Origin of the sequence: Pseudomonas lutea (genome assembly GCF_000759445.1) — a bacterium.
Classification (GTDB): domain Bacteria; phylum Pseudomonadota; class Gammaproteobacteria; order Pseudomonadales; family Pseudomonadaceae; genus Aquipseudomonas; species Aquipseudomonas lutea.
In genome coordinates, this window is the sequence record NZ_JRMB01000001.1 from 1,735,610 (window position 1) to 1,759,023 (window position 23,414).

At 61.7% G+C, this 23,414-nt stretch carries 18 protein-coding genes; 9 read left to right on the plus strand and 9 right to left on the minus strand.

Annotation, left to right across the window (positions count from 1 at the left end):
• Nucleotides 1-31: 31 nt before the first annotated feature.
• On the minus strand, nt 32-1,942 hold the full coding sequence (locus tag LT42_RS07475; protein ID WP_037011206.1) for an ATP-binding cassette domain-containing protein: 1,911 nt from the start codon (nt 1,940-1,942) through the stop codon (nt 32-34).
• A 213-nt stretch (nt 1,943-2,155) separates the two neighbouring features.
• Between LT42_RS07475 and LT42_RS07480 the strand changes: the two genes are divergently transcribed.
• Nucleotides 2,156-4,084 (plus strand): transglycosylase SLT domain-containing protein, encoded by a 1,929-nt coding sequence (locus LT42_RS07480; RefSeq protein ID WP_037011207.1) that lies wholly within the window; start codon nt 2,156-2,158, stop codon nt 4,082-4,084.
• A 446-nt stretch (nt 4,085-4,530) separates the two neighbouring features.
• Here the strand turns inward: LT42_RS07480 and LT42_RS26185 are convergent, their stop codons facing one another.
• From LT42_RS26185 to LT42_RS07490, 3 genes are all read right to left on the minus strand, one after another.
• Nucleotides 4,531-4,662: a hypothetical protein gene (locus tag LT42_RS26185; RefSeq protein WP_274603732.1), complete on the minus strand. Its 132-nt coding sequence runs from the start codon at nt 4,660-4,662 to the stop codon at nt 4,531-4,533.
• A gap of 21 nt (nt 4,663-4,683) precedes the next feature.
• Nucleotides 4,684-5,490 carry an MOSC domain-containing protein gene (locus tag LT42_RS07485; RefSeq protein ID WP_037011208.1) on the minus strand — a complete coding sequence of 269 codons (807 nt, stop codon included), beginning with the start codon at nt 5,488-5,490 and terminating at the stop codon, nt 4,684-4,686.
• A 117-nt stretch (nt 5,491-5,607) separates the two neighbouring features.
• Nucleotides 5,608-6,534 (minus strand): chemotaxis protein CheV, encoded by a 927-nt coding sequence (locus LT42_RS07490; protein WP_037011210.1) that lies wholly within the window; start codon nt 6,532-6,534, stop codon nt 5,608-5,610.
• A gap of 337 nt (nt 6,535-6,871) precedes the next feature.
• Between LT42_RS07490 and LT42_RS07495 the strand changes: the two genes are divergently transcribed.
• On the plus strand, nt 6,872-7,372 hold the full coding sequence (locus tag LT42_RS07495; protein WP_052075167.1) for a hypothetical protein: 501 nt from the start codon (nt 6,872-6,874) through the stop codon (nt 7,370-7,372).
• Between the two features lie 15 nt (nt 7,373-7,387).
• On the opposite strand, the gene yegS is transcribed toward LT42_RS07495, so the two are convergent.
• Nucleotides 7,388-8,296 (minus strand): lipid kinase YegS, encoded by a 909-nt coding sequence (yegS, locus tag LT42_RS07500; RefSeq protein WP_037011212.1) that lies wholly within the window; start codon nt 8,294-8,296, stop codon nt 7,388-7,390.
• A gap of 643 nt (nt 8,297-8,939) precedes the next feature.
• Here yegS and LT42_RS07505 point away from each other — a divergent pair.
• Nucleotides 8,940-10,394 carry a mannose-1-phosphate guanylyltransferase/mannose-6-phosphate isomerase gene (locus LT42_RS07505; protein WP_037011213.1) on the plus strand — a complete coding sequence of 485 codons (1,455 nt, stop codon included), beginning with the start codon at nt 8,940-8,942 and terminating at the stop codon, nt 10,392-10,394.
• A 438-nt stretch (nt 10,395-10,832) separates the two neighbouring features.
• Here the strand turns inward: LT42_RS07505 and LT42_RS07510 are convergent, their stop codons facing one another.
• On the minus strand, nt 10,833-11,708 hold the full coding sequence (locus LT42_RS07510) for a LysR family transcriptional regulator (protein WP_037011216.1): 876 nt from the start codon (nt 11,706-11,708) through the stop codon (nt 10,833-10,835).
• Between the two features lie 161 nt (nt 11,709-11,869).
• Here LT42_RS07510 and LT42_RS07515 point away from each other — a divergent pair, with 161 nt between their 5' ends.
• Entirely contained in the window at nt 11,870-13,399 is a 1,530-nt protein-coding gene (locus tag LT42_RS07515; RefSeq protein WP_037011218.1) for an MFS transporter, read from the plus strand.
• A 69-nt stretch (nt 13,400-13,468) separates the two neighbouring features.
• Here LT42_RS07515 and LT42_RS07520 read toward each other — a convergent pair whose 3' ends face one another.
• Both LT42_RS07520 and LT42_RS07525 read right to left on the minus strand, forming a co-directional pair.
• A complete protein-coding gene (locus LT42_RS07520; RefSeq protein ID WP_037011220.1) occupies nt 13,469-14,605 on the minus strand; it encodes a glycerate kinase in 1,137 nt (378 codons plus the stop codon).
• A gap of 224 nt (nt 14,606-14,829) precedes the next feature.
• Nucleotides 14,830-15,915 (minus strand): sugar diacid recognition domain-containing protein, encoded by a 1,086-nt coding sequence (locus tag LT42_RS07525; RefSeq protein WP_037011222.1) that lies wholly within the window; start codon nt 15,913-15,915, stop codon nt 14,830-14,832.
• Between the two features lie 182 nt (nt 15,916-16,097).
• Here LT42_RS07525 and LT42_RS07530 point away from each other — a divergent pair, with 182 nt between their 5' ends.
• Nucleotides 16,098-17,264, plus strand: coding sequence for an alpha/beta hydrolase (locus LT42_RS07530; protein WP_276209499.1), 1,167 nt, complete (start codon nt 16,098-16,100; stop codon nt 17,262-17,264).
• 266 nt (nt 17,265-17,530) lie between these two features.
• Here the strand turns inward: LT42_RS07530 and LT42_RS07535 are convergent, their stop codons facing one another.
• Complete coding sequence (locus LT42_RS07535; protein ID WP_037011225.1) at nt 17,531-18,244, minus strand: FadR/GntR family transcriptional regulator; 714 nt, start codon at nt 18,242-18,244, stop codon at nt 17,531-17,533.
• 340 nt (nt 18,245-18,584) lie between these two features.
• On the opposite strand from LT42_RS07535, the gene LT42_RS07540 reads away from it, so the two are divergent.
• From LT42_RS07540 to LT42_RS07555, 4 genes are all read left to right on the plus strand, one after another.
• Nucleotides 18,585-19,934 carry an MFS transporter gene (locus LT42_RS07540; protein ID WP_037011227.1) on the plus strand — a complete coding sequence of 450 codons (1,350 nt, stop codon included), beginning with the start codon at nt 18,585-18,587 and terminating at the stop codon, nt 19,932-19,934.
• A 67-nt stretch (nt 19,935-20,001) separates the two neighbouring features.
• The gene (gene gudD, locus LT42_RS07545) at nt 20,002-21,345 is read left to right on the plus strand and encodes a glucarate dehydratase (RefSeq protein WP_037011229.1); all 1,344 of its coding nucleotides are present in this window, start codon (nt 20,002-20,004) and stop codon (nt 21,343-21,345) included.
• A gap of 184 nt (nt 21,346-21,529) precedes the next feature.
• The gene (locus LT42_RS07550) at nt 21,530-22,183 is read left to right on the plus strand and encodes a DUF1345 domain-containing protein (protein WP_037011232.1); all 654 of its coding nucleotides are present in this window, start codon (nt 21,530-21,532) and stop codon (nt 22,181-22,183) included.
• A gap of 255 nt (nt 22,184-22,438) precedes the next feature.
• Complete coding sequence (locus tag LT42_RS07555; RefSeq protein WP_037011234.1) at nt 22,439-23,404, plus strand: D-2-hydroxyacid dehydrogenase family protein; 966 nt, start codon at nt 22,439-22,441, stop codon at nt 23,402-23,404.
• Nucleotides 23,405-23,414 lie beyond the last annotated feature (10 nt).

Consider the following 23,414-nt stretch of genomic DNA (forward strand, 5'->3'; position numbering starts at 1 on the left):
ACCGGGCTTTTTAATTGCTGCAGGTTGTCGATTACTCGTCCAGCTCGGCCCAACGCTCAAGCAGACCATCCAGCTCGCCTTGCAGGCTCTCAAGCTGGGCCATGACCGCTGTGGTTTGCTCGGCAGGACGCTGATAGAAACCCGGCTCGGCCATCTCGGCGGTCAGGGCTGCCATCTGCGCCTCGACGCTATCAATTTGGGCCGGAAGCGCTTCGAGCTCGCGCTGATGCTTGTAGCTGAGCTTCTTTTTGGCAACGGGCATTTCTGTCGCTGCAACCGGCGCCGCCTGCACCACAGCAGTCGCCAGCTCGGACTTGCCGGACTTGCTGTCACTGACACCGAGCAAACGCGGCGAACCGCCCTGACGAATCCAGTCCTGATAGCCGCCGACGAATTCGCGAACCTTGCCCTCGCCTTCAAACACCAGTGTGCTGGTGACGACGTTGTCGAGGAATGCCCGGTCGTGGCTGACCATCAGAACGGTGCCTTTGAAGGTCAACAGCACTTCTTCCAACAGCTCAAGGGTTTCGACGTCGAGATCGTTGGTGGGCTCATCGAGCACCAGCAGGTTGGCCGGTTTGCTGAACAGTTTGGCCAGCAACAGACGGGCACGCTCGCCGCCCGACAACGCCTTGACCGGCGTGCGGGCACGCTGCGGGCTGAACAGGAAGTCGCCGAGGTAGCTGAGGACGTGGCGGCTCTGACCGTCGATGTCGATGAAGTCGCGCCCTTCGGCCACGTTGTCGATGACGGTCTTTTCCAGATCGAGCTGATGACGCAACTGGTCGAAATAGGCGACGTCAAGACGGGTACCCACTTCAACCTTGCCGCTGGTGGGCTGCAGGTTGTCGAGCATCAGCTTCAGCAGCGTGGTCTTGCCGGTACCGTTGGCCCCAAGCAGACCAATGCGGTCCTCGCGCTGCAGCACCATGGAGAAGTCCTTGATCAACATCGGCCCGCCCGGGTGGGCGAAGCTGACATTGTCGAGGACCATCACCTGCTTGCCGGACTTGTCGGCCGTGTCGAGCTGGATGTTGGCTTTGCCAGTGCGTTCGCGGCGGTCGCTGCGTTCGACACGCAATGCCTTGAGGGCGCGCACACGACCTTCGTTACGGGTACGACGAGCCTTGATGCCCTGACGGATCCACACTTCTTCCTGGGCCAGGCGCTTGTCGAACAAGGCGTTGGCGGTCTCTTCGGCCGCCAGCATGGCTTCCTTGTGGACCAGGAAGCTGGCGTAATCGCCATTCCAGTCGATCAGGCCGCCGCGATCCAGTTCCAGAATACGGGTGGCCAGGTTTTGCAGGAAGGAACGGTCGTGGGTGATGAACAACACCGCGCCCTGGAATTCCTTCAGCGCTTCTTCGAGCCAGGCGATGGCGCCGATGTCCAGGTGGTTGGTGGGCTCGTCGAGCATCAGCAGGTCGGGTTCGGAGACCAGGGCCTGGGCGAGCAGCACACGGCGACGCCAGCCACCGGAGAGCTCGGCGAGGGTTTTGTCTGCAGGCAGTTGCAGGCGGCTGAGCGTGCTGTCTACCAGTTGCTGCAGGCGCCAGCCGTCACGGGCTTCGAGGTCCGACTGGACATGCATGAGCTTGTCGAGGTCTTCGGCGGTAATGATGTTCTGGCTCAGGTGATGATACTGAGCAAGGAGCTCGCCGACACCATCAAGGCCTTCGGCGACGACGTCAAACACGGTGCGGCCGTCGGCGACCGGCAGCTCCTGGGGCAATTCGCCGATTTTCAGGCCGGGCGCGCGCCAGACATTGCCGTCGTCGGGCATCTGCACACCCTTGACCAGCTTCAACATGCTGGATTTGCCAGTGCCGTTGCGGCCGATGATGCAGACCCGCTCACCACGGGCGATCTGCCAGGACACCTTGTCCAACAACGGCATGGCGCCGAACGCAAGGGACACATCGCTGAATTTGAGCAGGGTCATGAGCTTCTCCAAAAACCGGGCGCGCATTCTACCTGAGATAACCCGGCAGAGGGGCGGCTAATCGATGACAGGACGTCGTCCGAACCCGCCAGCCAGCCGATTTCGGAACGGCTGCGTTCCCATCCATCACAACCGGTGCGGCAGCGCTTCAACCGACGCGGGCAACACGCTAAGCTAGCGCCACTTTTCACGATTCATCTGCACGGAAGTCTCATGCGCAGTCGTTTGTTCAGCCTTTTGTCCTGCCTGCTTCTGTCGGCCACCGCTGCCCAGTCCGTCCAAGCGGTCGATCTCACCACTCAACGCCAGTATTACGATGAAGCCAAACGCGCGCTGGCCAAGGGCGACGGCGGCCCTTATCGCATGTACGCCGCCGCCCTTGCGGATTACCCGCTCGAGCCATACCTGGCCTACGACGAACTGACGGCGCGGTTGAACGGCGCGAGCAATGAGGAGGTCGAGAAGTTCTTCGCCGAGCATGGCGACCTGCCCCAGGCCAACTACATGAAGTTGCGCTGGTTGCGGCTTCTGGCGTCACGCGGCGACTGGCAGCCTTTCGTCAAGTACTACGACCCCAAGCTCAATTTCGTCGAACTCGACTGTCTTTATGGCTCGTATCAGCTCGGCCATGGCCAGAAGTCAGAAGGCTACGCCAACGCTGAAAAGACCTGGATGACCGGCAAAACCCTGCCGGCGGCTTGCGACACGTTTTTCACCCAGTGGGCCGTTGAAGGCCAACTGACCGAACAGAAGCGCTGGCAACGCGCCAAGCTCGCCGCCCAGGTGCGCAACTACGCGTTGGCCACGCAATTGGTCAACAGCATGACCACCCTGGCGCCTCAGGGCCGTCTGCTGATCGCCGTGGCGCAAAAGCCCGAGATGGTCAACAACCAGGGGCAGTTCATGCCGGCCGACGAGGCGATGTCCGATGTGGTTGGGCTGGGCCTGCGCCGACTGGCCAAACAGGACCCGCAGCGCGCGATGGAACTGCTCGACAGCTACGCGCCGGTTTTGCATTTTTCCCATGAAGAACAGGTCCAGATCGCCAAGGAAATCGGTCTGACGCTGGCCCGCAGTTACGACGGTCGCGCCCTTGAGGTGATGACCAAATACGACCCGGACCTGCGTGACAATACGGTCACTGAATGGCGCCTGCGCCTTTTACTGCGTCTGGGCCGCTGGAGCGACGCCTACGAGTTGACGCGTCGCCTGCCCCAGGATTTGGCAACCACAAACCGCTGGCGCTACTGGCAGGCACGCTCGCTGGAACTGGCCCAGCCCAACAGCCCGCTGCTGCCGGGGTTGTACAAGACCGTTGCCAAGGAGCGTGACTTCTACGGCTTTCTTGCCGCCGACCGCATCCAGACGCCGTACATGCTCAACAACAAGCCCCTGGTGATGAGCCCGGCGCTGATCGCCAAAGTGCGCAACACGCCGGGCGTGCGCCGTGCGCTGGAGTTTTATGACCGCGGACAGATCGTCGACGGTCGCCGCGAGTGGTACCACGTCACCCGTCGCTTCAGCCGGGACGAAATGGTCGCCCAGGCCAAGCTTGCGTACGACATGCACTGGTACTTCCCGGCCATCCGCACCATCAGCCAGGCGCAGTACTGGGACGACCTGGATATCCGCTTCCCCATGGCTCACCGCGACACCCTGGTGCGCGAGGCTCAGGTCCGCGGGCTGCATTCCAGCTGGGTCTTTGCGATCACTCGTCAGGAAAGCGCGTTCATGGACGATGCCCGGTCCGGCGTCGGCGCCAGCGGCTTGATGCAGTTGATGCCCGCTACGGCCAAAGAGACCGCGCGTAAATTCAGCATCCCGCTGGCATCACCGGCGCAGGTGCTCGACCCGGACAAAAACATCCAGCTTGGTGCCGCTTACCTGAGCCAGGTGCATGCGCAGTTCAACGGTAACCGGGTTCTCGCCTCGGCGGCCTACAATGCAGGGCCGGGACGTGTCCGCCAATGGCTGAGGGGCGCCAATCACCTGGCCTTCGACGTCTGGGTTGAAAGCATCCCGTTCGACGAAACACGTCAATACGTGCAAAACGTGTTGTCATACGCAGTCATCTACGGCCAAAAGCTCAATTCACCGCAGCCGCTGGTGGACTGGCATGAACGTTTTTTTGATGATTTGTGAGGCTGGGCAGGCATCATGAGACAGGCTTTAAGCGGAAAGCACCGAATCGATGCCATCATTGTCCAGGCCAGTCGGGCCAGTAGGGTCAGATGAACCTGAAGGAGTCGGCTTGCTGGCGAACACGGTCAGGCATTGACCACAGCGGTGTCTGATTCACCGCGTTCGCCAGCAAGCCGGCTCCTACAGTAGGTATGCGCAGGTTCTCCACGACCTGCGTCGGCCAGAAGCCTGCATAAAAGCCGCGTGGCATTGCGGTCAATATCCCCCGCCGCTATCACTCCAACAGTTTGAAACCCGCGTCGCTGATGCGAAAAAGTAATCCTGGACCTCATCGACCTGTAGGAGCCGGCTTGAACTGGCGAACCCTGTCAGGCGTTCCCCCCAGCGGCGCCTGATTCACTCACCGATCTGTGGGAGCCGGCTTGCTGGCAAACACGGTCAAGCGTTCAACGCAGCAGCGTCTGATTCACCGCGTTCGCCAGCAAGCCGGCTCCTACAGTAGAGATGTGCCGGTTCAGCATGACCTGCGCAGGTGCGTGCAGGTTCTGCATGACGGGTGTTGGCCAGGAGGGCTGCATGACTGATGTGCCAGGCTCGCGCTACTCCAGCACTTCCACCGGCATGCCGACCTCGACCTGCCCAGGCCCATCGCTCACCAGATTCTGCCCGAACCAGATCTCCCCGTTTCTTTCTCGATAGGTTTTGAGCGTGGTCATCGGCTCGCGGTCAGCGCTGCGCTCACCGGTGGCCGGGTCCATCGTGGTCATGATGCACCGCGAGCAGGGCTTCAACACCCGCAGCTCTACGTCGCCGATGCGAATTCGCTTCCAGCCATCCTCGGCGAACGCTTCAGCCCCTGAGACCACCAGATTGGGACGGAACCTCAGCATCTCCAGAGGGCGCCCGACTTTTTGCGACAAGTCTTCCAGCGACGACTGCCCGATCAACAACAGCGGAAAGCCGTCAGCGAACCCGACACGGTCTTCGACCGTTCCATAACCGGAGGGCAGCCAGCGTGCCCGGGCTTTCGGAACATGCACCAGCCGCGTCGGCTTGCCCACCAACGCACTGACCCAGCGCGCCGCCTCCTCGCCCGCATCGGGCACCCGAAAGTTGTCGCGCCAGATGGTAATGCCGCGCAAGTTAGCTTCTTCATCCGCCGGCACCTGCACGTCCAGACTGCCAAGACCTGGCGCCGACAACGTCACTGCATCGCCCGTCCACAACACCGACAATTGGGCCATCTGCGGCAGCGCGCGCTGGGTGTAGAACCGGCCACTGGCCTCGTCCACCAGCATCCAGCGACGGTCGCCGCTCATGCCCAACTCATCGAAGCCGGCCTGCTGCAGCGGCTCGGCCATGCAGGATTTGAGGGGATACCGATACAGCGCGCTGAGGTGCAACATGTACGCGTCCTTATGCCAGAGCAGAAAGGCGTCACTCTATACGAGGCGTCGGGAAAGCAAGCGGTACAGATGCAAAAAAGCCCCTCCATACAGCAAGGGGCTCAAAAAAAGGATGGCTCAGTTATCGAGCATCAAACGCTCACGAACTACATCGACCAGCTTGTCCGGCTGGAACTTGGACAGGAAATTGTCACAGCCGACCTTCTTGACCATGGACTCGTTGAAGCTGCCGGACAAAGACGTGTGCAGTACGACATACAAACCGCGCAAACGCGCGTCATTACGAATTTCGGTGGTCAGACGATATCCGTCCATCTCCGGCATTTCAGCATCGGTAAAGACCATCAGCAGCTTGTCGGTCATGACCTCGCCAGTGTCGGCCCAGGCCTTGAGCATGTTCAGGGCCTTCAGACCGTCACGGGCAACGTGCATCTTCACGCCCAACTGACCCAGGGTGTCGCGCAGTTGCGAAAGCGCCACGTTGGAGTCGTCCACCAGCAACACTTCGCGGCCAACGGCACGTGAAAGGACCGGATCGTCCAGCTTGTCACGGGAGACCTTGGCGCTATAAGGCACGATTTCGGCCAGGACTTTTTCGACGTCGATGATTTCGACCAACTGGTCGTCCACCTTGCTGATCGCGGTCAGGTAATGCTGACGACCTGCACTGGTCGGAGGCGGCAGAATCGCCTCCCAGTTCATGTTGACGATGCGATCGACCCCACCTACCAGGAACGCCTGCACCGAGCGGTTGTACTCGGTGACGATGATCGTGCTCGACGGGCCCGGTACCAGAGGGCGCATGCCGATGGCCTGGGACAGATCGATCACCGGCAGCGTCTGGCCGCGCAGGTTGACCACGCCGCACACGAACGGGTGACGTTGCGGCATGAGCGTCAACTTGGGCAGTTGCAGAACTTCCTGAACCTTGAATACGTTGATTGCGAACAACTGACGGCCAGCCAGGCGGAACATGAGAATTTCCAGGCGGTTCTCACCTACCAGCTGTGTACGTTGGTCTACTGTGTCGAGAATGCCAGCCATCTGTTGCTCCTGGAGCAGGGTTCAAGTAAGTCCGCCTACCCTTTATCGGCAGCGCCATGACAGACCTTAATCGGGAAAATCAAGTGTGCGCCGTAAGTGATGCCACAATAACATCACCGCGCAAACCTGAGTATCCCGTACACCCCTGCCCGCAGGCGTCGGCCACGGTTTTCAGACGATTGACCGCAACGGCCTGGAGGTGCACAGGGACGCTTCTTCATCGCCCGCGGGAAACAATCAGAAACGCCCTACAGACGTGCCTGTAGCTCCAACATTACTTTGTGCCACTCGCTGTCCGCGATCCGATACCGCAACGCTGAGAAAGGGAATATTGCAGATGCGCAATGGCAATGACTGGCTACGGTTGCACGCAGGTTTTTTCAGCGACAGCCACGTGCTCATGTGCCGCGCTGGCGACTGCCTCGATCACCTGGCACTTATCAGCGATGATCGCGACGCAATGGAGGGCCTGCTGACGGCATTGCAGCAACTTGCAGCGCAAGCCGGTACCCACGGCATTCAAACCCTGAGCGCGTTTGCCCGGGAGCTGAGCGGGCTGATCCGCCTCGCCAGCGCTTCAGGGCACTTGCACCCTCTGGTCCGGCACACCCTTGAGCACTGCCTGGCGTTGATGGGCTGGCAGCTGGAACTGATCGACCCGCACACCGGCTTGCTGGCACTGGACGACAGCGAACAGCGTGCTCTACTGGGCGTTTTGGCTTGCCTGTGCGAGTTGGGCAAACGGCAGGAGGACCGAACCGGTGCACCGGAGCGGCCCGCAAGCGCGGAACGGCGCAGCGCACCTATGCTCCAGTTCGCCGCTGCCAGTGAAGTGTGAGCGGCTGTCACAGGCTCAGGCGAGTTGCCGGGTCTGGCCCAGCAAGGGTGAGTGAGACGGCAGGTGCACGCGCAGCGCCCCCGGTCGCGCTTCGAAGCGCCTGGCATCGCCACGCAACGGTTCGCCGTCAAGATTGATGGTCAGCCCTTGCGCCGATTTAAGCTCCACCCAAGGTAGCCGCGCCCGGACGAACATGTTGTCCAGACCAAGGCCCCCTTCGAGCAGGCTTCTCAGGGTGCTGACCACTTCCTGAGGCGCTGGCAGAATGCTGATGTCCAGCAGGCCGTCGTCGGCGAGCGCTTCCGGGCACAGCGGATGACCGCCCCCAGCCTGACGTCCGTTGCCAATCCCCAGCGCGAGCAAGTCGCCCTGCCAGTGAAAATCGGGGCCGGTCAGTTCTGCAGAGGCGGCGGTCAGCTCACTGAACCGAGTCAACCCGGTGAACAGATAGGCCGCGCCGCCAAGGATCTTCTTCAGGTCCTCGGAGGTGTTGGCAGTGACCTGACTGCCAAAGCCGCCGGTGGCCATGTTCAGAAACATCTGCTCGCCGACGGCTCCCATGTCCACTGCACGTGCCGGTACGTCCAGCAGGTCCAGGGCTCGCTCGGGTTCCAGCGGAACCCCGGCCGAACGGGCAAAGTCGTTGGCGGTGCCCAGCGGCATGATTACCAGGCTGGCGTCGACTTCCGACAGCGCCAGGGCCTCGGCGACGTCGCGCAGCGTGCCATCGCCGCCACCGGCGATGATCTGCCGATGGCCTGCGGCCAAGCCTTCTCGCACCAGCCGCTGGGCATCACCGGCTTCCCAGGTGACGCGCACATCGAGTTCCCAGCCGTGAGTACGCTTGCGCTCTACCGCTGTGCGGACATCGTCGTTGAGCGCCTGCTTGCCATGGAGAATCAGTAATGCCCTGCGCGCTGTCATATCCCTTCCTTCTACGTGTACGAGTTGATGCGTGATGAGTTGACCGCACGCGCTACGAAAAAAGCCCGGCAACCGATAAATCTTTTAGTCGCAGCGCAATGAGCCAATGGACATCGGAGAAACCGGACAAAGCGCAACCGCTTGCCAAGGCATTTCCGCGAATGCTGGCAAAAAGCCTTACAGCCCAAAGACTTACCTTGACTGGCTGTCCCAAAAACCCGCCATTGGCGGTGACAGATCGCGCCGGTTGGCCCCGTTCACACCCGTAAATAAAGGACGAGAGGCGTTAACGAATCGTTACAGACACTTGAAAACCGCAGACGGAAAGTGCTTAATCGACAAATAATTGGCTAATCCGAGCAACCTTCTCAAAAAGGTCATTTTATTGACTTTTAGCGTGTTGCAAAGGCAGCCGTTCAGTCACTGATTCATGGATCGAAGAGGTAGGGAGACCTATGCAGCTGTACCCAAACGCCGTGTATGTGTCTTCTTCAGGGCCGTCTACCGGAGGCGTAAACGCCTTGTACCTGAGCCGCCCTTTAATCGGGGAGCGTTTTTATTGTGTGAAACGCGCCGCCCGCTTCGATTCAAACTTTCTACAGCGCGCTGTTGCGGCAGTGCTCTTTACCCACGAGGTTTTCTGATGGGCACTCTTATCCCCTGCATAATCGCTGGCGGCGCCGGCACCCGGTTGTGGCCTGTTTCACGTGAAGCCATGCCCAAATTCTTCATGCGCATGCCGGATGGCGAAAGCCTGCTGCAGAAGACCTTCAACCGTGCCAGCCAACTGGACGGCGTTGAGAGCGTGCTTACCGTCACCAATCGAGAGGTGTATTTCCGCACCGTTGATGACTATCGCTTGCTCAACCAACGCAACCTGCCGCTGGAATTCGTGCTTGAACCCTCTGGCCGCAACACCGCCCCTGCCATCGCTGCGGCCGCGTTGCACGCACAGGCGCGTCATGGCGACGACGCGCAGTTGCTGATTCTCCCAGCCGACCAGCTGATCAACGACGTGGCTGCGTTTGGTGCTGCGGTGAAGAGCGCGAGCAAGCTGGCCGACGAGGGCTGGCTGGTCACGTTCGGGCTCATCCCCTCCCGTGCCGAGACCGGGTTTGGCTACATCGAAAAAGGCCAGGCGCTCAGCAGCGAGGCGTTTCAGGTCGCACGCTTCGTAGAGAAACCCGATGCTGCGACGGCGCAGGACTACGTTGCAGGCGGGCTGCATCTGTGGAACGCCGGCATGTTCTGCATGCGTGTGGACGTGCTGCTGGCCGAAATGGAGATCCACGCCCCGCAGGTGCTTGCGGCTGTCCGTGAATGCCTGGCGCGATGCAACACCAAGGAAGGTCGCAACGAGTTGCAAATCGAACTGGACAGCGCGACGTTTGCGCTGGCGCCGGACATCTCGATCGATTACGCCCTGATGGAGCATTCGCAGAAGGTCGCGGTGGTGCCGTGCGAGTTGGGATGGAGCGATATCGGTTCGTGGAGCGCGATCCGCGAGCTGTCCTCGGCCGATGAAAACGGGAACCAGTGCAACGGTCAGGTCGTTCTGCATGACGTGACCAATTGTTACATCGACTCGAAGAAGCGGCTGGTCGGGGGCGTGGGTCTGGATAACCTGATCATCATTGACACCCCGGATGCGTTGTTGATTGCCGACGCTGACCGCAGTCAGGAAGTCAAAATCATCGCGCAGGAGCTCAAGCGTCAGCAGCATCCGGCGTATCTGTTGCATAACACGGTGACTCGCCCGTGGGGCACGTACACGGTGCTGGAGGAAGGCAAGCGTTTCAAGATCAAGCGTATCGTGGTCAAGCCGCAGGCGTCGCTGTCGTTGCAGATGCATCATCACCGCAGCGAGCACTGGATCGTGGTCAGTGGTATGGCGCTTGTGACCAATAATGATGATGAGTTCATGCTGGACACTAATGAGTCGACGTTCATCAAGCCTGGGCATACTCATCGTCTGGTCAATCCGGGTGTGATTGATTTGGTGATGATTGAGGTGCAGAGCGGCGAGTATTTGGGTGAGGACGATATCGTGCGGTTCACTGATGTGTATGGGCGGGTGCCGGAGGCGGCTAAGGTTTAGCGGTTTTTAGATCAGGATCAGGCTCGGATCAAGATCAGGGGCGTCGGCCTAACGGCCTCGGGTTTCGCCTTCGGCGAGTTACTTGGAAAAGCACCCCAAGTAACCAAGGGTGCTTGCTCCTGGTTTGGCCCCTCCTTCGTCGGGGTTCCCTCACTTCGGTCTTGCTCCGTGGGCCCGCCGCCATCCGCCATCCATGGCGGGGGGCGGCTCTCGCGGCATCCATGCCGCTCGGCCCACTGCGCAAGACCTGCGTTCAGCCTGCACCCAAGTCGCGATTGGCGGTGTTTGAGCTTTTTGCGTTTGAAGATCGAGATCAAAAGCGGGTTTAGGGCGGATCAAAGGCTTCCCGGCTAAAGCCGGTTTCACTGACTGCATGCGTTGCTTTTGGTGGGACCGGCTTGAGCCGGGAAGCGTTTGCGTCTTTGCGGGAGGTTGGGCTCAGGGTGTCTGCGCGGCTTTGATGTGGTCGATGAAGCGGTTCGTGGCCGGGGCCTTTTCGTGGCGTCGGTGGATCAGCGACAGCGATGAGGTCGGGCGGCAGTCTTCCAGGGGGCGGTAGAGCACGTTGGGCAAGCGGATGTGATTGACCACCGACTCGGGCACCACTGCTATGCCCTGGCCGAGGCTGACCAGGGCGATCACTGATACCAGGCTTCCCGGTTGCGGACCGAGTGTTGGCGCGAAGCCGCCATGGGCTGCAACTTCCAGGGTGCCGGATATCTGCTCGGGCAGGATGAAGGTCTCGTTTTGCACATGCTGCGCGTTGATGACCTTGAGTTTGCCGAGCCAGCAGGTGTCCGGCAGCGCCAGCACAAATCCTTCCGTCAACAGTTCCACGGCGCTCAGGGAGTCGGGCAATTGCATCGGGGAGCGGATGAACCCGACATCCAGCCGGCCTTCTTCTATTCGCCGGGGCAGCGTCGGCATGAGGTGTTCGATGATGCTGAACTCGACGTCCGGGTGGCGCTGGCGAAACTCACCCACATGCCGTTGCAGCACCCCCGAAAACACCGCTGAGGCGACATAGCCCAACTCTATCCGGCCGGCCTCGCCGCGTCCGGCGCGCTGGACATTGAACTGCGCGGTTTCAAATTGCCGCACTGCCAGTTCCGCTTCGATCTGCAATGCCCGCCCTGCTTCGGTCAGCCTGACTTCCCGCTGCTCACGCAGAAACAAGGGAGTGCCCAGGGCGTTTTCCAGGTCCTGGATCTGGCGAGTCAGCGTCGGGGGCGCGATGCCCAGCTGCTCGGCGGCGCGGGTGAAATGCCGGTGCCGGGCGACCGCCAGGAAGTAACGGAAGTGACGTATTTCCATGGAGCGTTACCTTTCAGGTAATGAAATAGCGGACGACGGGTAACAGAGCATAGGCCATGCGCGCTTACTCTAGCGCTGGATCAACGACGTGGACGTGTCTCCACGTTAGCATCGTCAGCCAGCACCCTTAGCCAGCACCTAACGGCCCCGGAGTCCCGAACATGTCTCACGCCAGCCCCCGCAAGACCCTGCTCACGGCCTCCGGCGTGTGCGCGTTGATCGTGCTCGACACCAACATTGTCGCCGTCACGCTGCCAAGCATCGCCCGCGATCTGAACGCCGGGTTCGCCGACATCGAATGGGTGATCAGCGCCTATATGCTGGCCTTCGCCGCGCTGTTGCTGCCGGCCGGCAGCCTGGCCGACCGGTTCGGCCGCAAGCGCATGCTGCTGACGGGGCTGGTGCTGTTCATCCTGGCGTCGCTGGGTTGCGGCGCGGCGCCTGACATTGTTTACCTCGACATCGCCCGGGCGATCAAAGGCGTTGGCGCCGCGCTGCTGCTGACCTCGGCGCTGGCGACCATTGGCCATGTTTTTCACGACGAAGCCGAGCGCGCCAGGGCCTGGGCGCTTTGGGGTGCATGCATGGGCGTGGCGATGACGGCGGCGCCCACCGTCGGCGGCCTTATCGCCGAGCTGATGGGCTGGCGCTGGATTTTCTACCTGAACCTGCCGGTGGGCGTGGGCTTGCTGACACTGGTCATGCGCAACATCGACGAGTCGCGCAACGAGCAGTCGGCACGACTTGATCCGTGGGGCAGCCTGTTTTTCAGCGCCAGCCTGCTGAGCCTGATCTGGGGGCTGATCGAGGCCAATCGAATCGGCTGGGGCGCCCCGCTCACCTCTTTGCGCCTGACTGCAGGCGCACTGTTACTCGCCCTGTTTGTAATCGTGGAGCGCATGCAGCGTCGGCCCATGGTCGACTTGCAGCTGTTCAGATACCCGAGGTTCATCGGCGCTTTGCTCGGCATGTTCGCTTACGCCGGCTGCGCCCAGGTGATGATGACGCTGCTGCCGTTTTATCTGCAGAACGGTCTGGGTTTCAGCGCGATCGACTCGGGCCTGGGCATGCTGCCCTTCGCGGTCACCATGCTGTTGTTGCCCCGTCTGGGGCCGACACTGTCCCGGCACTTGTCCCCGGCGGCGATGATGGCGCTGGGCTTGACCCTCGTGGGAGTGGGCGACCTGCTCTGCGCCTGGGCAACGGGTGTTGAGGGTTACCCTGCGTTCGCGGCGGCCATGGCGGTGACCGGTGCCGGCGCCGGACTGCTCAATGGCGATACGCAGAAAAACATCATGGCGTGCGTTCCCCGCGACCGCACGGGCATGGCCTCAGGAATGAGCACGACCATGCGCTTCAGCGCGATCATGCTGGCCATCGGGGTGTATGGCGCGCTGCTGGCCAGCGCTACGCTGGACAAGTTAAACGACACACTGGCGAGTACCGCGCCCGATCTGCTGAGCCAGGCACAACACATCGCATCGCGCGTCGTGGCCGGCGACATGGCCGCCGCGCTGGAAACACTGGAGCCTGGCGCACGAGCAATGATTCAACCGCTGGCCCGGGAAGCGTTCGTCACAGGCTTCGGCTCGGTGCTCTGGGTTTCCGGCCTTGTCGCGCTGTTCGCAGCGGCGCTGGTCGGCGGGTTGATGCGCAGCCCGATCCCTGTCACGCACTTGAAAACGGCCTGATCGCCAGACGGACTTGCAGGGCGCGATCACTGCACATGTCGCGCTTGCCCATGCCCAGCTCAGCTCAGCTCAGCGAGCGGCGAGGGCCCACAGCTGCGCCAGGTCGCGCGCCCGGTCATGCAGCAGCGTGGCCGCGTTGGCGCAGGCAGCCTCCAGCGTCATCGGCCCGCTGGTCACGGCGAACGCCGCACTGATGCCATGCCCATAGAGCTCGGCGTATCCCTCGCCCAACGTGCCGGCCAATACAATGACCGGCACGTTGCTGCGCCGAGCAATCCGGGCGACCCCGAACGGCGTTTTGCCACGCAACGTCTGCGCATCGAAGCGGCCCTCACCGGTGATGACCAGGTCAGCGCCTTCGAGGGCTTCGGCCAGGCCGGTCAGGTCAGCGACCACTTCCACGCCTGGCCGGAACGAGGCATTCAGGTAAGCCTTTGCCGCAAAGCCCATGCCGCCGGCCGCGCCGCTGCCGGGGTATTCGCTTTCGTCTTTGCCCAGCGACTGCGCAGAGTGACGGGCGAAATGTGCCAAAGCGGCGTCCAGAGCCAGCACCTGCTCGGGGGAAGCGCCCTTCTGCGGACCGAAGATGTGCGAAGCGCCCTGCACGCCGCACAATGGGTTGTTGACGTCGGCGGCCACCTCGAACTGCACGCTGCTCAATCGCGGGTCGAGACCGCTCAGGTCGATGCGCGTCAATTGCTGCAAGGCCAGACCGCCGGCAACGAGTGGTTGGTCGTGCTGATCGACAAAACGCGCGCCCAGCGCCGAAAGCATGCCGGTGCCGGCATCGTTGGTCGCGCTGCCGCCAATGGCCAGAATGATCCGTTCGGCGCCAGTGTCCAGCGCGGCGTTGATGAGCTGACCGGTGCCGAACGTGCTGGTCACTGTCGCGTCTCGCTGCTCCAGGCTCAACAACTGCAGGCCGCTGGCCATGGCCATCTCGATGATCCCCGTGCGCGATGCCGCGAGCCAGCCCCATTGCGCCTGAACCGGCTGCCCCAGCGGGCCACTGACTTGCACGCTCATCCATTGCCCGTCACAGGCGGCCAATACCGCTTCGATGGTGCCCTCGCCGCCATCGGCCATCGGACATTCGATCAGCCGGGCGTCCGGCCATACCTCCCTGAGCCCTCCGGCAATGGCCTGAGCGACGGCCTGGGCGCTGAGGCTGTCCTTGAACGAATCCGGGGCGATGACGACTTTCATGCGATTCTCCTTGGCGATGGCCGATCTGTGTTTTGGACGCGTCTGGCCGACTGGACGGTCGTAATTGACTGCACGGTCGGAACTGACTGGACGGCGAAACCTGCCGTTCACCCGATGGTCGCACTTTCGCCCGACCGCGGCGCCTTACGCTTGCACAACGGAGCGCGCCAACGGTCGGTCATTTGAACAACTGCAGGCGGGTGGTGATCGTCGCAGAGGCCTACCTAGCGGGGCACGATCTGCGCGCCAAGGTACAAGCGCAACAGGTCCTCGGTCCGATAGGGGTCGCAGCCGGTCAGTTCGGCGATTTTCTCAAGCCGGTAGCGCAAGCTGTTGCGGTGGATGCCCAGCGCGTCGGCGCACGCCCGGCTCTCGCCGCTGTAGTCAAACCAGGCGCGCAGGGTGTCGAGCAGTTGGGGGTTATCTTCAAGGCGCTGGATGGGCTCAGCGATGCCCTCGGCCAGCCAGTCGTGCCGATTGCGCCAGAACAACAACGCCAGGCGATGGCTGGGCAGGCGAAGCAATTTCAGTGACGGGCAGACATGCCGGGCGTAATCAAGCAGATCACGCGCGGCGGTGCACGCGCTGCGCAGGGAGGCCAAATCCGACGAAGGCTCGACAGTCGCCATGCGCTCCACGGGCCAGCCCTGCTCGGCAAATTGTTCCAGCAACAGGGCGTCGTCGCGGTCCTTGCCGACCGCGCGGCACCAGTGGATCAGTCCCGGTTCGCACGGCAGGCACCAACTGTTGGCGTAACGGGCGCTCAGCCATGCGCAGAGCGAACCGGCGCAGGTCGCCCCTTCGGGCAGTTCGAACACGACCGCCTGGCGCGGCAACTGAGGATGCAGCCCCAACTGCTCAGCCTCGGCAATCAAGTGCGCATTGCTGTCGCCGAGCAACAGCCGCGAGAGCAGGTCTTCGCCACGCTGCTGCCGCCACTGCCGATCGGCCTGCTGGCGTCGATGCTCCATCAGCATCTCGGCGGTCATCTTCACCAGCTCGGCGTACACCCGCACCTCGTCCGGCTCACCGCTAATGCCGAGCACGCCGATGAGTTTGTCATCCAGCATGAGCGGCAGATTGACCCCGGCACGCACACCGTCGAGCTGGCGTGCCGCGTGAGAATCGATTTCCACGACACGGCGGTTGGCGAGCACTAGCTGCGCACCTTCATGACGCGTGTACAGCCGTTCGGCCTCACCGCTGCCGATGATAATGCCGAGGTAGTCCATAACGTTGACGTTGCACGGCAGGATCGCCATCGCCCGATCGACAATATCCTGAGCAAGGGTGTGATCAAGGGCGAACATGAGAGGCCGCCGTGGAGCAGTGTGAGTTGGAGGTCATACACATCAGGTCTTGTTTTTGGGGTGTCTGGAGTCTGCCTGAAATTGCCCCGAACTTCCCGTCCGTCAGCACATTGGTGGATGCCAAGCGAAACGCTGACGTGGCAGAGTGCATGCATCGCCTTGGCATTTGAGAGTAATCACATTTGACGCTAATACTTGCTGCCCGGCGTCTGCACCGCCTCCCCCTCCTCCTCTGCGCGTTGGCACTGCAGGCCTGCGCCGCAAGCGATCAGCCGCTGGGCCAGGCAAGCTTTGCCGAGTATCGCCAGCAGACCATCGCGTGGATGAAGGCGAACCGGTCGTTCCAGACCTCGAATCATGCGGCCGAGATCGAGTGGAACGCGCCGCAGGAATGGCGCCCTAAAACACCGCCCACTCGCGGCATTCTTCTGGTTCATGGCTTGGGCGATTCGCCCTGGTCATTCAACGATGTCGGTGCGTCCCTTGCAGCGCAGGGCTTTTTGGTGCGCACGGTGCTGCTGCCCGGGCATGGCAGCAAGCCCGCCGACATGCTGGATGTCACCCTCAAGCAGTGGCAGCGTGTGGTCCGCGAGCAGACTCAAATTCTTGAAAAGGAAGTGCCGACAGTCTATCTGGGCGGATTTTCTACGGGTGCCAATCTGGTGGTGGACTACGCCTACGAGCATCCTGAAATCGCCGGGCTGGTGCTGTTTTCCCCTGCGTTCAAACCGGAAAACACCTACGCCTGGCTCACTCAATACATTGGCTGGTTCCGCCCCTGGCTGGCGAAGCCCGATGATGGCGTCCGCCCGATGCAGACGCCGGTGCGCTACCTCAACGTGCCCACCAATGGCTTCGCCCAGTTCTATCGCAGTGCCTTGCTGGCCCAGAAGCATGTGCATCAGGCGGTCTATGACAAGCCGGTGTTTGTGGCGATCACCGAACACGATTCGGTGCTTGATACGGGCTACGTGCTGGACACTTTCAATGCACGCTTCACCAGCCCGGCCAGTCGGTTGATCTGGTATGGCAATGCCCCGGCAGCTTCCCAGACATCGCCCAGGGTGCTGGTGCGCAACGACTTCTTGCCCGAGTACCGAATCGCGCAGTTGTCCCACATGGGGCTGATGTTTTCCCCTGCCGATCCGTTGTATGGCGTGGACGGCAGCCAGCGAATTTGCTGGAACGGTCAGCAGGCGACCGACATGCAGAAATGCCTGAGTGGCGAGCCGGTGTGGTATTCCGATTGGGGTCACCGCGAACCGGGCAAAATATTTGCCCGGTTGACCTTCAATCCTTATTTCGAATGGCAGTCCAGGGTGATGCTGGAGGTGCTCGGGCATAGATAATCCAGCTTGTAGGCACCGGCTGGCTGATTCGTTGGCGGGCGAATGTTGCCAGTCGACATACCTTACCTGTGACGGTGCAACACCCGACGCCTTCCCGGCTGAAGCCGGTCCCACTATCAGAATGCGTTCCCCTGTGGGACCGGCTTTAGCCGGGAAAGCGTCGCATGCCATCACCCAGAACGACACTGATCCGCCCTGCCGCTTCCCGGCTGGAAGGACCCGGGCGGGGTCAGGCACCTCGCCACGTCCAGTAACGCGTCGGTTTGTCACTCGGCGGGCGCGAGCCTTTCGCGGCTGTTGCTCAGGTGTGTCCACATGGCGGCGCGGGCGGCGTCGGGGTCCTGGCGGCGGATGGCGGCGAGGATGGCTTCGTGTTCGAGGTTGGCCAGATACGCATGGTGGGTGAGGCTCGCGCCGGCGCGCTCACTGGAGGCGATGCGGCTACGGGGAATGACGGCGTTGCCGAGGTTCTGCAGGATCTCCAGGAAATACGGGTTGCCGGTCGCTTCAGCGATCAGCAGATGAAAGCGGCGGTCGGCCTCGACGCAACTGTCGTCCTTCGCCAGCAGGTCCTGATAATCGTCCAGCGCCAGACGCATTGCCGCCAGTTGCTCATGGGTACGCCGCAGCGCAGCCAGCGCGACTGCCTGGGTTTCCAGCCCCATGCGCAACTCGATGATATGCCGCACGCTGAACGCGGTTTCGACCTTCAAATGCAGCGCGCTCTGCTCCGCACGCGCCAGCACGTAGGTGCCTTTGCCCTGATGCGTCTCGACCAGCCCGGACGCCTGCAGCTTGGAAATCGCCTCGCGCACCACGGTTCGACTGACGCCATGCTCGCGCACGATCTCGCTTTCAGAGGGCAGCTTCGCTCCGGGCGCAATGGTGCCCATCAGGATGCGCTGACTGAGATCAGTCACCAGATCGGTGGCCAGGCTGTGCTGGCGGCGCTTGGGCGGCAACGGTCCGACGGTATTCATGGGGTTGTCCTATAAGCAGTCGATCGACGACCGAACTCGTGACGGGCTGTCCACTTGTATTTTCTTGACCGGTACTCGATCGCAGACGCCCTGCAGCTAACGCGGTCAGGCCAACAGAACACCGTTGGCAGTCCCGAAAATACAGGATTTCGAGCGCCGCGTTGCACTCATTCAACTTGTCAGACAGGCCAGACTAACCCGATGAAATAACCGCGACAACCCTAACAAATACGGTTGCCAACCCAAGCCCAACTTGTATGATGACTGGCAACAGGGTCACACCTTGTCACACACAAAAGCTTAACCACCCGCATAAAAATAATCAGTGGGAGTTACCAGAGTGAACACATCCTCATCACGGGCGGATGACGCCAACGATTCCGTCCTGCAATCGGCGGTCTCGAAAGTCAAACGACACATCCTGCCGCTGTTCGTCATCATGTTCATCGTCAACTACATCGACCGGGTCAACATCGGGTTCGTGCGTAGCCACATGGAACATGATCTGGGTATTGGTGCGGCGGCCTACGGCTTCGGTGCCGGCCTGTTCTTCATCGCGTATGCGCTGTTCGAAGTGCCCTCCAACATCCTCCTGCAAAAAGTCGGAGCGCGTATCTGGCTGACCCGAATCATGCTGACCTGGGGCCTGGTGGCGGCCGGCATGGCGTTCATCCAGACTGAGACCCACTTTTACATCCTGCGCTTTCTGCTGGGCGTGGCCGAGGCCGGCTTCTTCCCGGGCGTGATCTACTACTTCACCCGCTGGTTGCCTGGCGTTGAACGGGGCAAGGCCATCGCCATCTTCCTCAGCGGCTCGGCATTCGCTTCGCTGATCTCGGGCCCGTTGTCCGGCCTGCTGCTGCAGATCGAAGGCCTGGGCTTTCACGGCTGGCAGTGGATGTACTTCATCGAAGGGATGTTCTCGGTCGGTCTGTGCTTCTTTGTCTGGTTCTGGCTGGACTCAAAACCCCATGACGCCAAGTGGCTGACAGAGGCCGAAAAAGACGCGCTGGTCGGCGCGATCGACGAGGAGCAACGGGCGCGCGAAGCGGCCAACCCGGTGAAACTGTCGATTGGCAAATTGCTCAAGGACCCGCAGATCATCCTGTTCTGCCTGATGTACTTCTTCATCCAGTTGACCATCTATGCCGCCACCTTCTGGCTACCGAGCATCATCAAGAAGATGGGCGACCTGACGGACTTCCAGGTTGGCATGTTTAACTCGATCCCCTGGTTCATCGCCATCGTCTGCATGTACGGCTTCGCCTCGCTGTCGGCCAAGTGGAAGCACCAGCAGGCGTGGGTCGCGGTGGCATTGCTGATTGCGGCGGCCGGCATGTTCATGTCGACCACGGGCGGGCCAGTGTTTGCCTTCGTCGCCATCTGCTTCGCGGCGATGGGCTTCAAGTCGGCGTCGTCGCTGTTCTGGCCCATCCCTCAGGGCTATCTGGACGCGCGGATTGCCGCAGGGGTCATCGCGCTGATCAACTCGGTGGGCAACCTGGGCGGCTTCGTCGCGCCGACCACCTTCGGCATCCTTGAGCAGCAGACCGGCTCGATCCAGGGCGGTCTGTATGGCCTGACCGCCACCTCGATCATCGCCGCGATTCTGGTGTTCACCGTGCGCACCACGCCAAAGCCCGGTGCATTGCCAGTGGCGAAGGCCGACGTGACACCCAGCCATACCTAACGCCTGCGACCTCTGAACCCGTTAAGACAGCGCGCCCGCCGCGCTCGGTATCACTAAGGATTTAGCCATGAACGCACAGAATTCCGGCAGCACCCCCGTCATCACCGACATGCAGGTTGTCCCGGTCGCTGGCCACGACGACATGCTGCTCAACCTGAGCGGCGCCCACGGCCCGTATTTCACTCGCAATATCGTGATTCTCAAGGACAACGCCGGCCACACCGGGGTGGGCGAGATACCGGGCGGCGAGAAGATCCGCCAGACCCTGGAAGACGCGCGCTCGCTGGTGGTCGGCAGCAGCATTGGCAACTACCAGAAGATTCTCAACGACGTGCGCCGTACCTTCGCCGAACGCGATGCGGGCGGCCGCGGGCTGCAGACCTTCGACCTGCGCATCACCATCCATGCGGTCACCGGTATCGAGGCGGCGGTGCTGGACCTGCTCGGTCAGCACCTTGAAGTGCCGGTGGCGGCGCTGCTTGGTGAAGGCCAGCAGCGTGATGAAGTGAAGATGCTCGGCTACCTCTTTTACGTCGGTGACCAGCACAAAACCAACTTGCCCTACCGCACCGAAGCCGATGCCGACAACGAGTGGTTCCGCGTGCGTCACGAAGAAGCCCTGACCCCGGAAGCGGTGGTGCGCCTGGCCGAAGCGGCGTATGCGCAATACGGCTTCGAGGACTTCAAACTCAAGGGCGGCGTGCTCAGCGGCGACGCGGAAATAGAAGCGGTGACTGCGCTGGCCGAGCGCTTCCCGAAAGCGCGCATCACCCTGGACCCCAACGGCGCATGGTCATTGAAGGAAGCCGTACGGCTGTGCCGCGATCAGCACAAGGTGCTGGCTTACGCCGAAGACCCATGCGGCGCTGAAAACGGCTACTCGGGCCGCGAAGTCATGGCGGAGTTCCGCCGTGCCACGGGTTTGCGCACCGCGACCAACATGATCGCCACTGACTGGCGCGAGATGGGCCACGCCATTCAGCTGCAGTCGGTGGACATCCCGCTGGCGGACCCGCATTTCTGGACCATGCAAGGCTCGGTTCGGGTCGCGCAACTGTGCAACGAATGGGGCCTGACCTGGGGCTCGCATTCCAACAACCATTTCGACATCTCGCTGGCCATGTTCACCCACGCCGCTGCCGCCGCGCCGGGCAACATCACCGCCATCGACACCCACTGGATCTGGCAGGACGGCCAGCGTCTGACCAAGGCGCCGCTGCAGATCATTGGCGGCAATGTGCAGGTGCCGAAGAAGCCGGGGCTGGGCGTGGAGATCGACATGGATCAAGTCGCCAAGGCTCACGAGCTGTACAAAGGCATGGGCCTGGGCGCGCGGGACGACAGCGTCGCGATGCAATTTTTGGTTCCCAACTGGGCGTTCAACAACAAGCAGCCTTGCCTGGTCCGCTGATTCCCTCAAGCCGACCTGTTCATGCTGAGCGTCCGGGCCTGACCCTTGGACGCTTGCTTGAGCAGGCCCACGTACACTGCCAAATGGCGACCGGCGCGTAACCCCTTGCGCGCCGTTTTTCTTCATCTTCCCCTGTAGCGGCCGCGTGCTACTGTTCGCGCATCTCACTGCCGTGACGTCCTCCATGCCCCGCCTGACCAAGACTCACCCTCGCCTGACCATTGCCACTGCCCTGGGCTTCGCCGCGGGTATCGCCAGCGCGGTCGTTGCCCCCGACATTTCGGTGATCAGCAAATGCCTGATCGGCTGGAACGTCGCCGGCTGGCTGTACATGGCGATGATCATGCGGCGCACCTTCAAATCCAGCGCTGAAGACGTGCGCCGGGTCGCGGAAATCGAGGACGAAAATGCCGGCCTGGTGCTGTTCGTCGTGTGCGTGGCAGCGATTGCCAGCCTGGCGGCAATCATTCTTGAGCTGGCCGGCATTCAGGACATGAAGGACAGCGACAAGGCGCTGCATTACGCCTTCACCGGGTTCACCATCGTCGGCTCATGGCTGCTGATTGGCGTGGTGTTCAGCCTGCATTACGCGCGGGTCTTCTACACCTGGAGCGGGGAGAAGCCGGCGCTGCGCTTCGCTGATGGCGAGGAGAACCCCGACTACTGGGATTTCCTGTATTTCTCGTTCACCCTGAGCGTCGCCGTGCAAACGTCGGACGTCGGTGTGGGCACGCGCGGCCTGCGCAAGGTGGTGCTGGCGCAGTCGTTGATCGGGTTTGTGTTCAACACCTCCATTCTGGGTTTCTCGATCAACATCGCGGCGGGGCTGTTCAATTGAAGTAGCTGCGAAGCTGGCTCGCGGTGCGGAATCAATCACCGTCAGACGCAAAATCGTAGGAGCCGGCTTGCTGGCGAACCGGTTGACCTTCACTGCTGCGGATTTAACTCAACGCGTTCGTCTGATCACGGCCCGCAGCAAACCGACCTTAGCCGTTCTGCTTGCATCGGGGGCTCCGGACTTCCAGAGCCGTCCAGGCAAGCGTACTGTGAGCGCCACAAAATCCAACATCGCTGCTGAACGAGGCCTCGCTTAATGACTCAGGATTCCGGGCTGAACATCGCCGTACTCGACGACTGGCAATCGGTCGCTGAAAACATTGTGGACTGGGGGGTCTTGAAGCCCATCGGCAAGGTCAGCTTTTTGCACGACTACCCGGCCGACACGGCGTCCATGGTCGCCCGCCTTAAAGACTTCCAGATCATCTGCGTGATGCGCGAACGCACCCTTTTTGACGACGCCCTGCTGAGCCAATTGCCCAACCTGAAACTGCTGGTCACCGGCGGCATGCGCAACGCTGCGCTGGACCTTAAAGCCGCTGCTCGCCTGGGCATTACGGTGGTCGGCACCGACAGCTATAAATACGCGGCGCCGGAGCTGACCTGGGCGCTGATCATGGGGGTCACGCGCAATCTGGTGGACGAAGCCAACTCCCTGCGCGCCGGCAACTGGCAGATCGGCATCGGCAGTGACCTGTACGGCAAGACCCTGGGCATCGTCGGGCTGGGCAGCATCGGCCAGAAAATCGCTCGCTACGGCAAAGCCTTCGACATGAAGGTAATCGCCTGGAGCGAAAACCTCACCCCTGAACGCGCGGCCGAGCATGGCGTGACCTGTGTGAGCAAGCAGGCGCTGTTCGAGCAGGCAGACGTGGTCTCGGTGAACCTGGTGCTCAGCGAGCGCAGCCGTGGCCTGGTCGACGCCGATTCGCTGAACCGGATGAAGCCAACGGCGTATCTGGTGAATACCGCGCGCGGCCCGATTGTCGACGAGGACGCGCTGATCGACGTGCTCAGAAACAGGAAAATTGCCGGGGCTGCCCTGGATGTCTACAGCGTCGAACCACTGCCTGCCGACCATCCGTTCCGCACGCTGCCGAACGTGCTGGCCACGCCCCATGTGGGTTATGTCACCGAGAACAACTATCGGATGTTCTTCAGCCAGATGATCGAAGACATCCAGGCCTGGCACGCCGGCGCAGCGGTTCGTGTGTTTGCCTGACGCCGCCCCC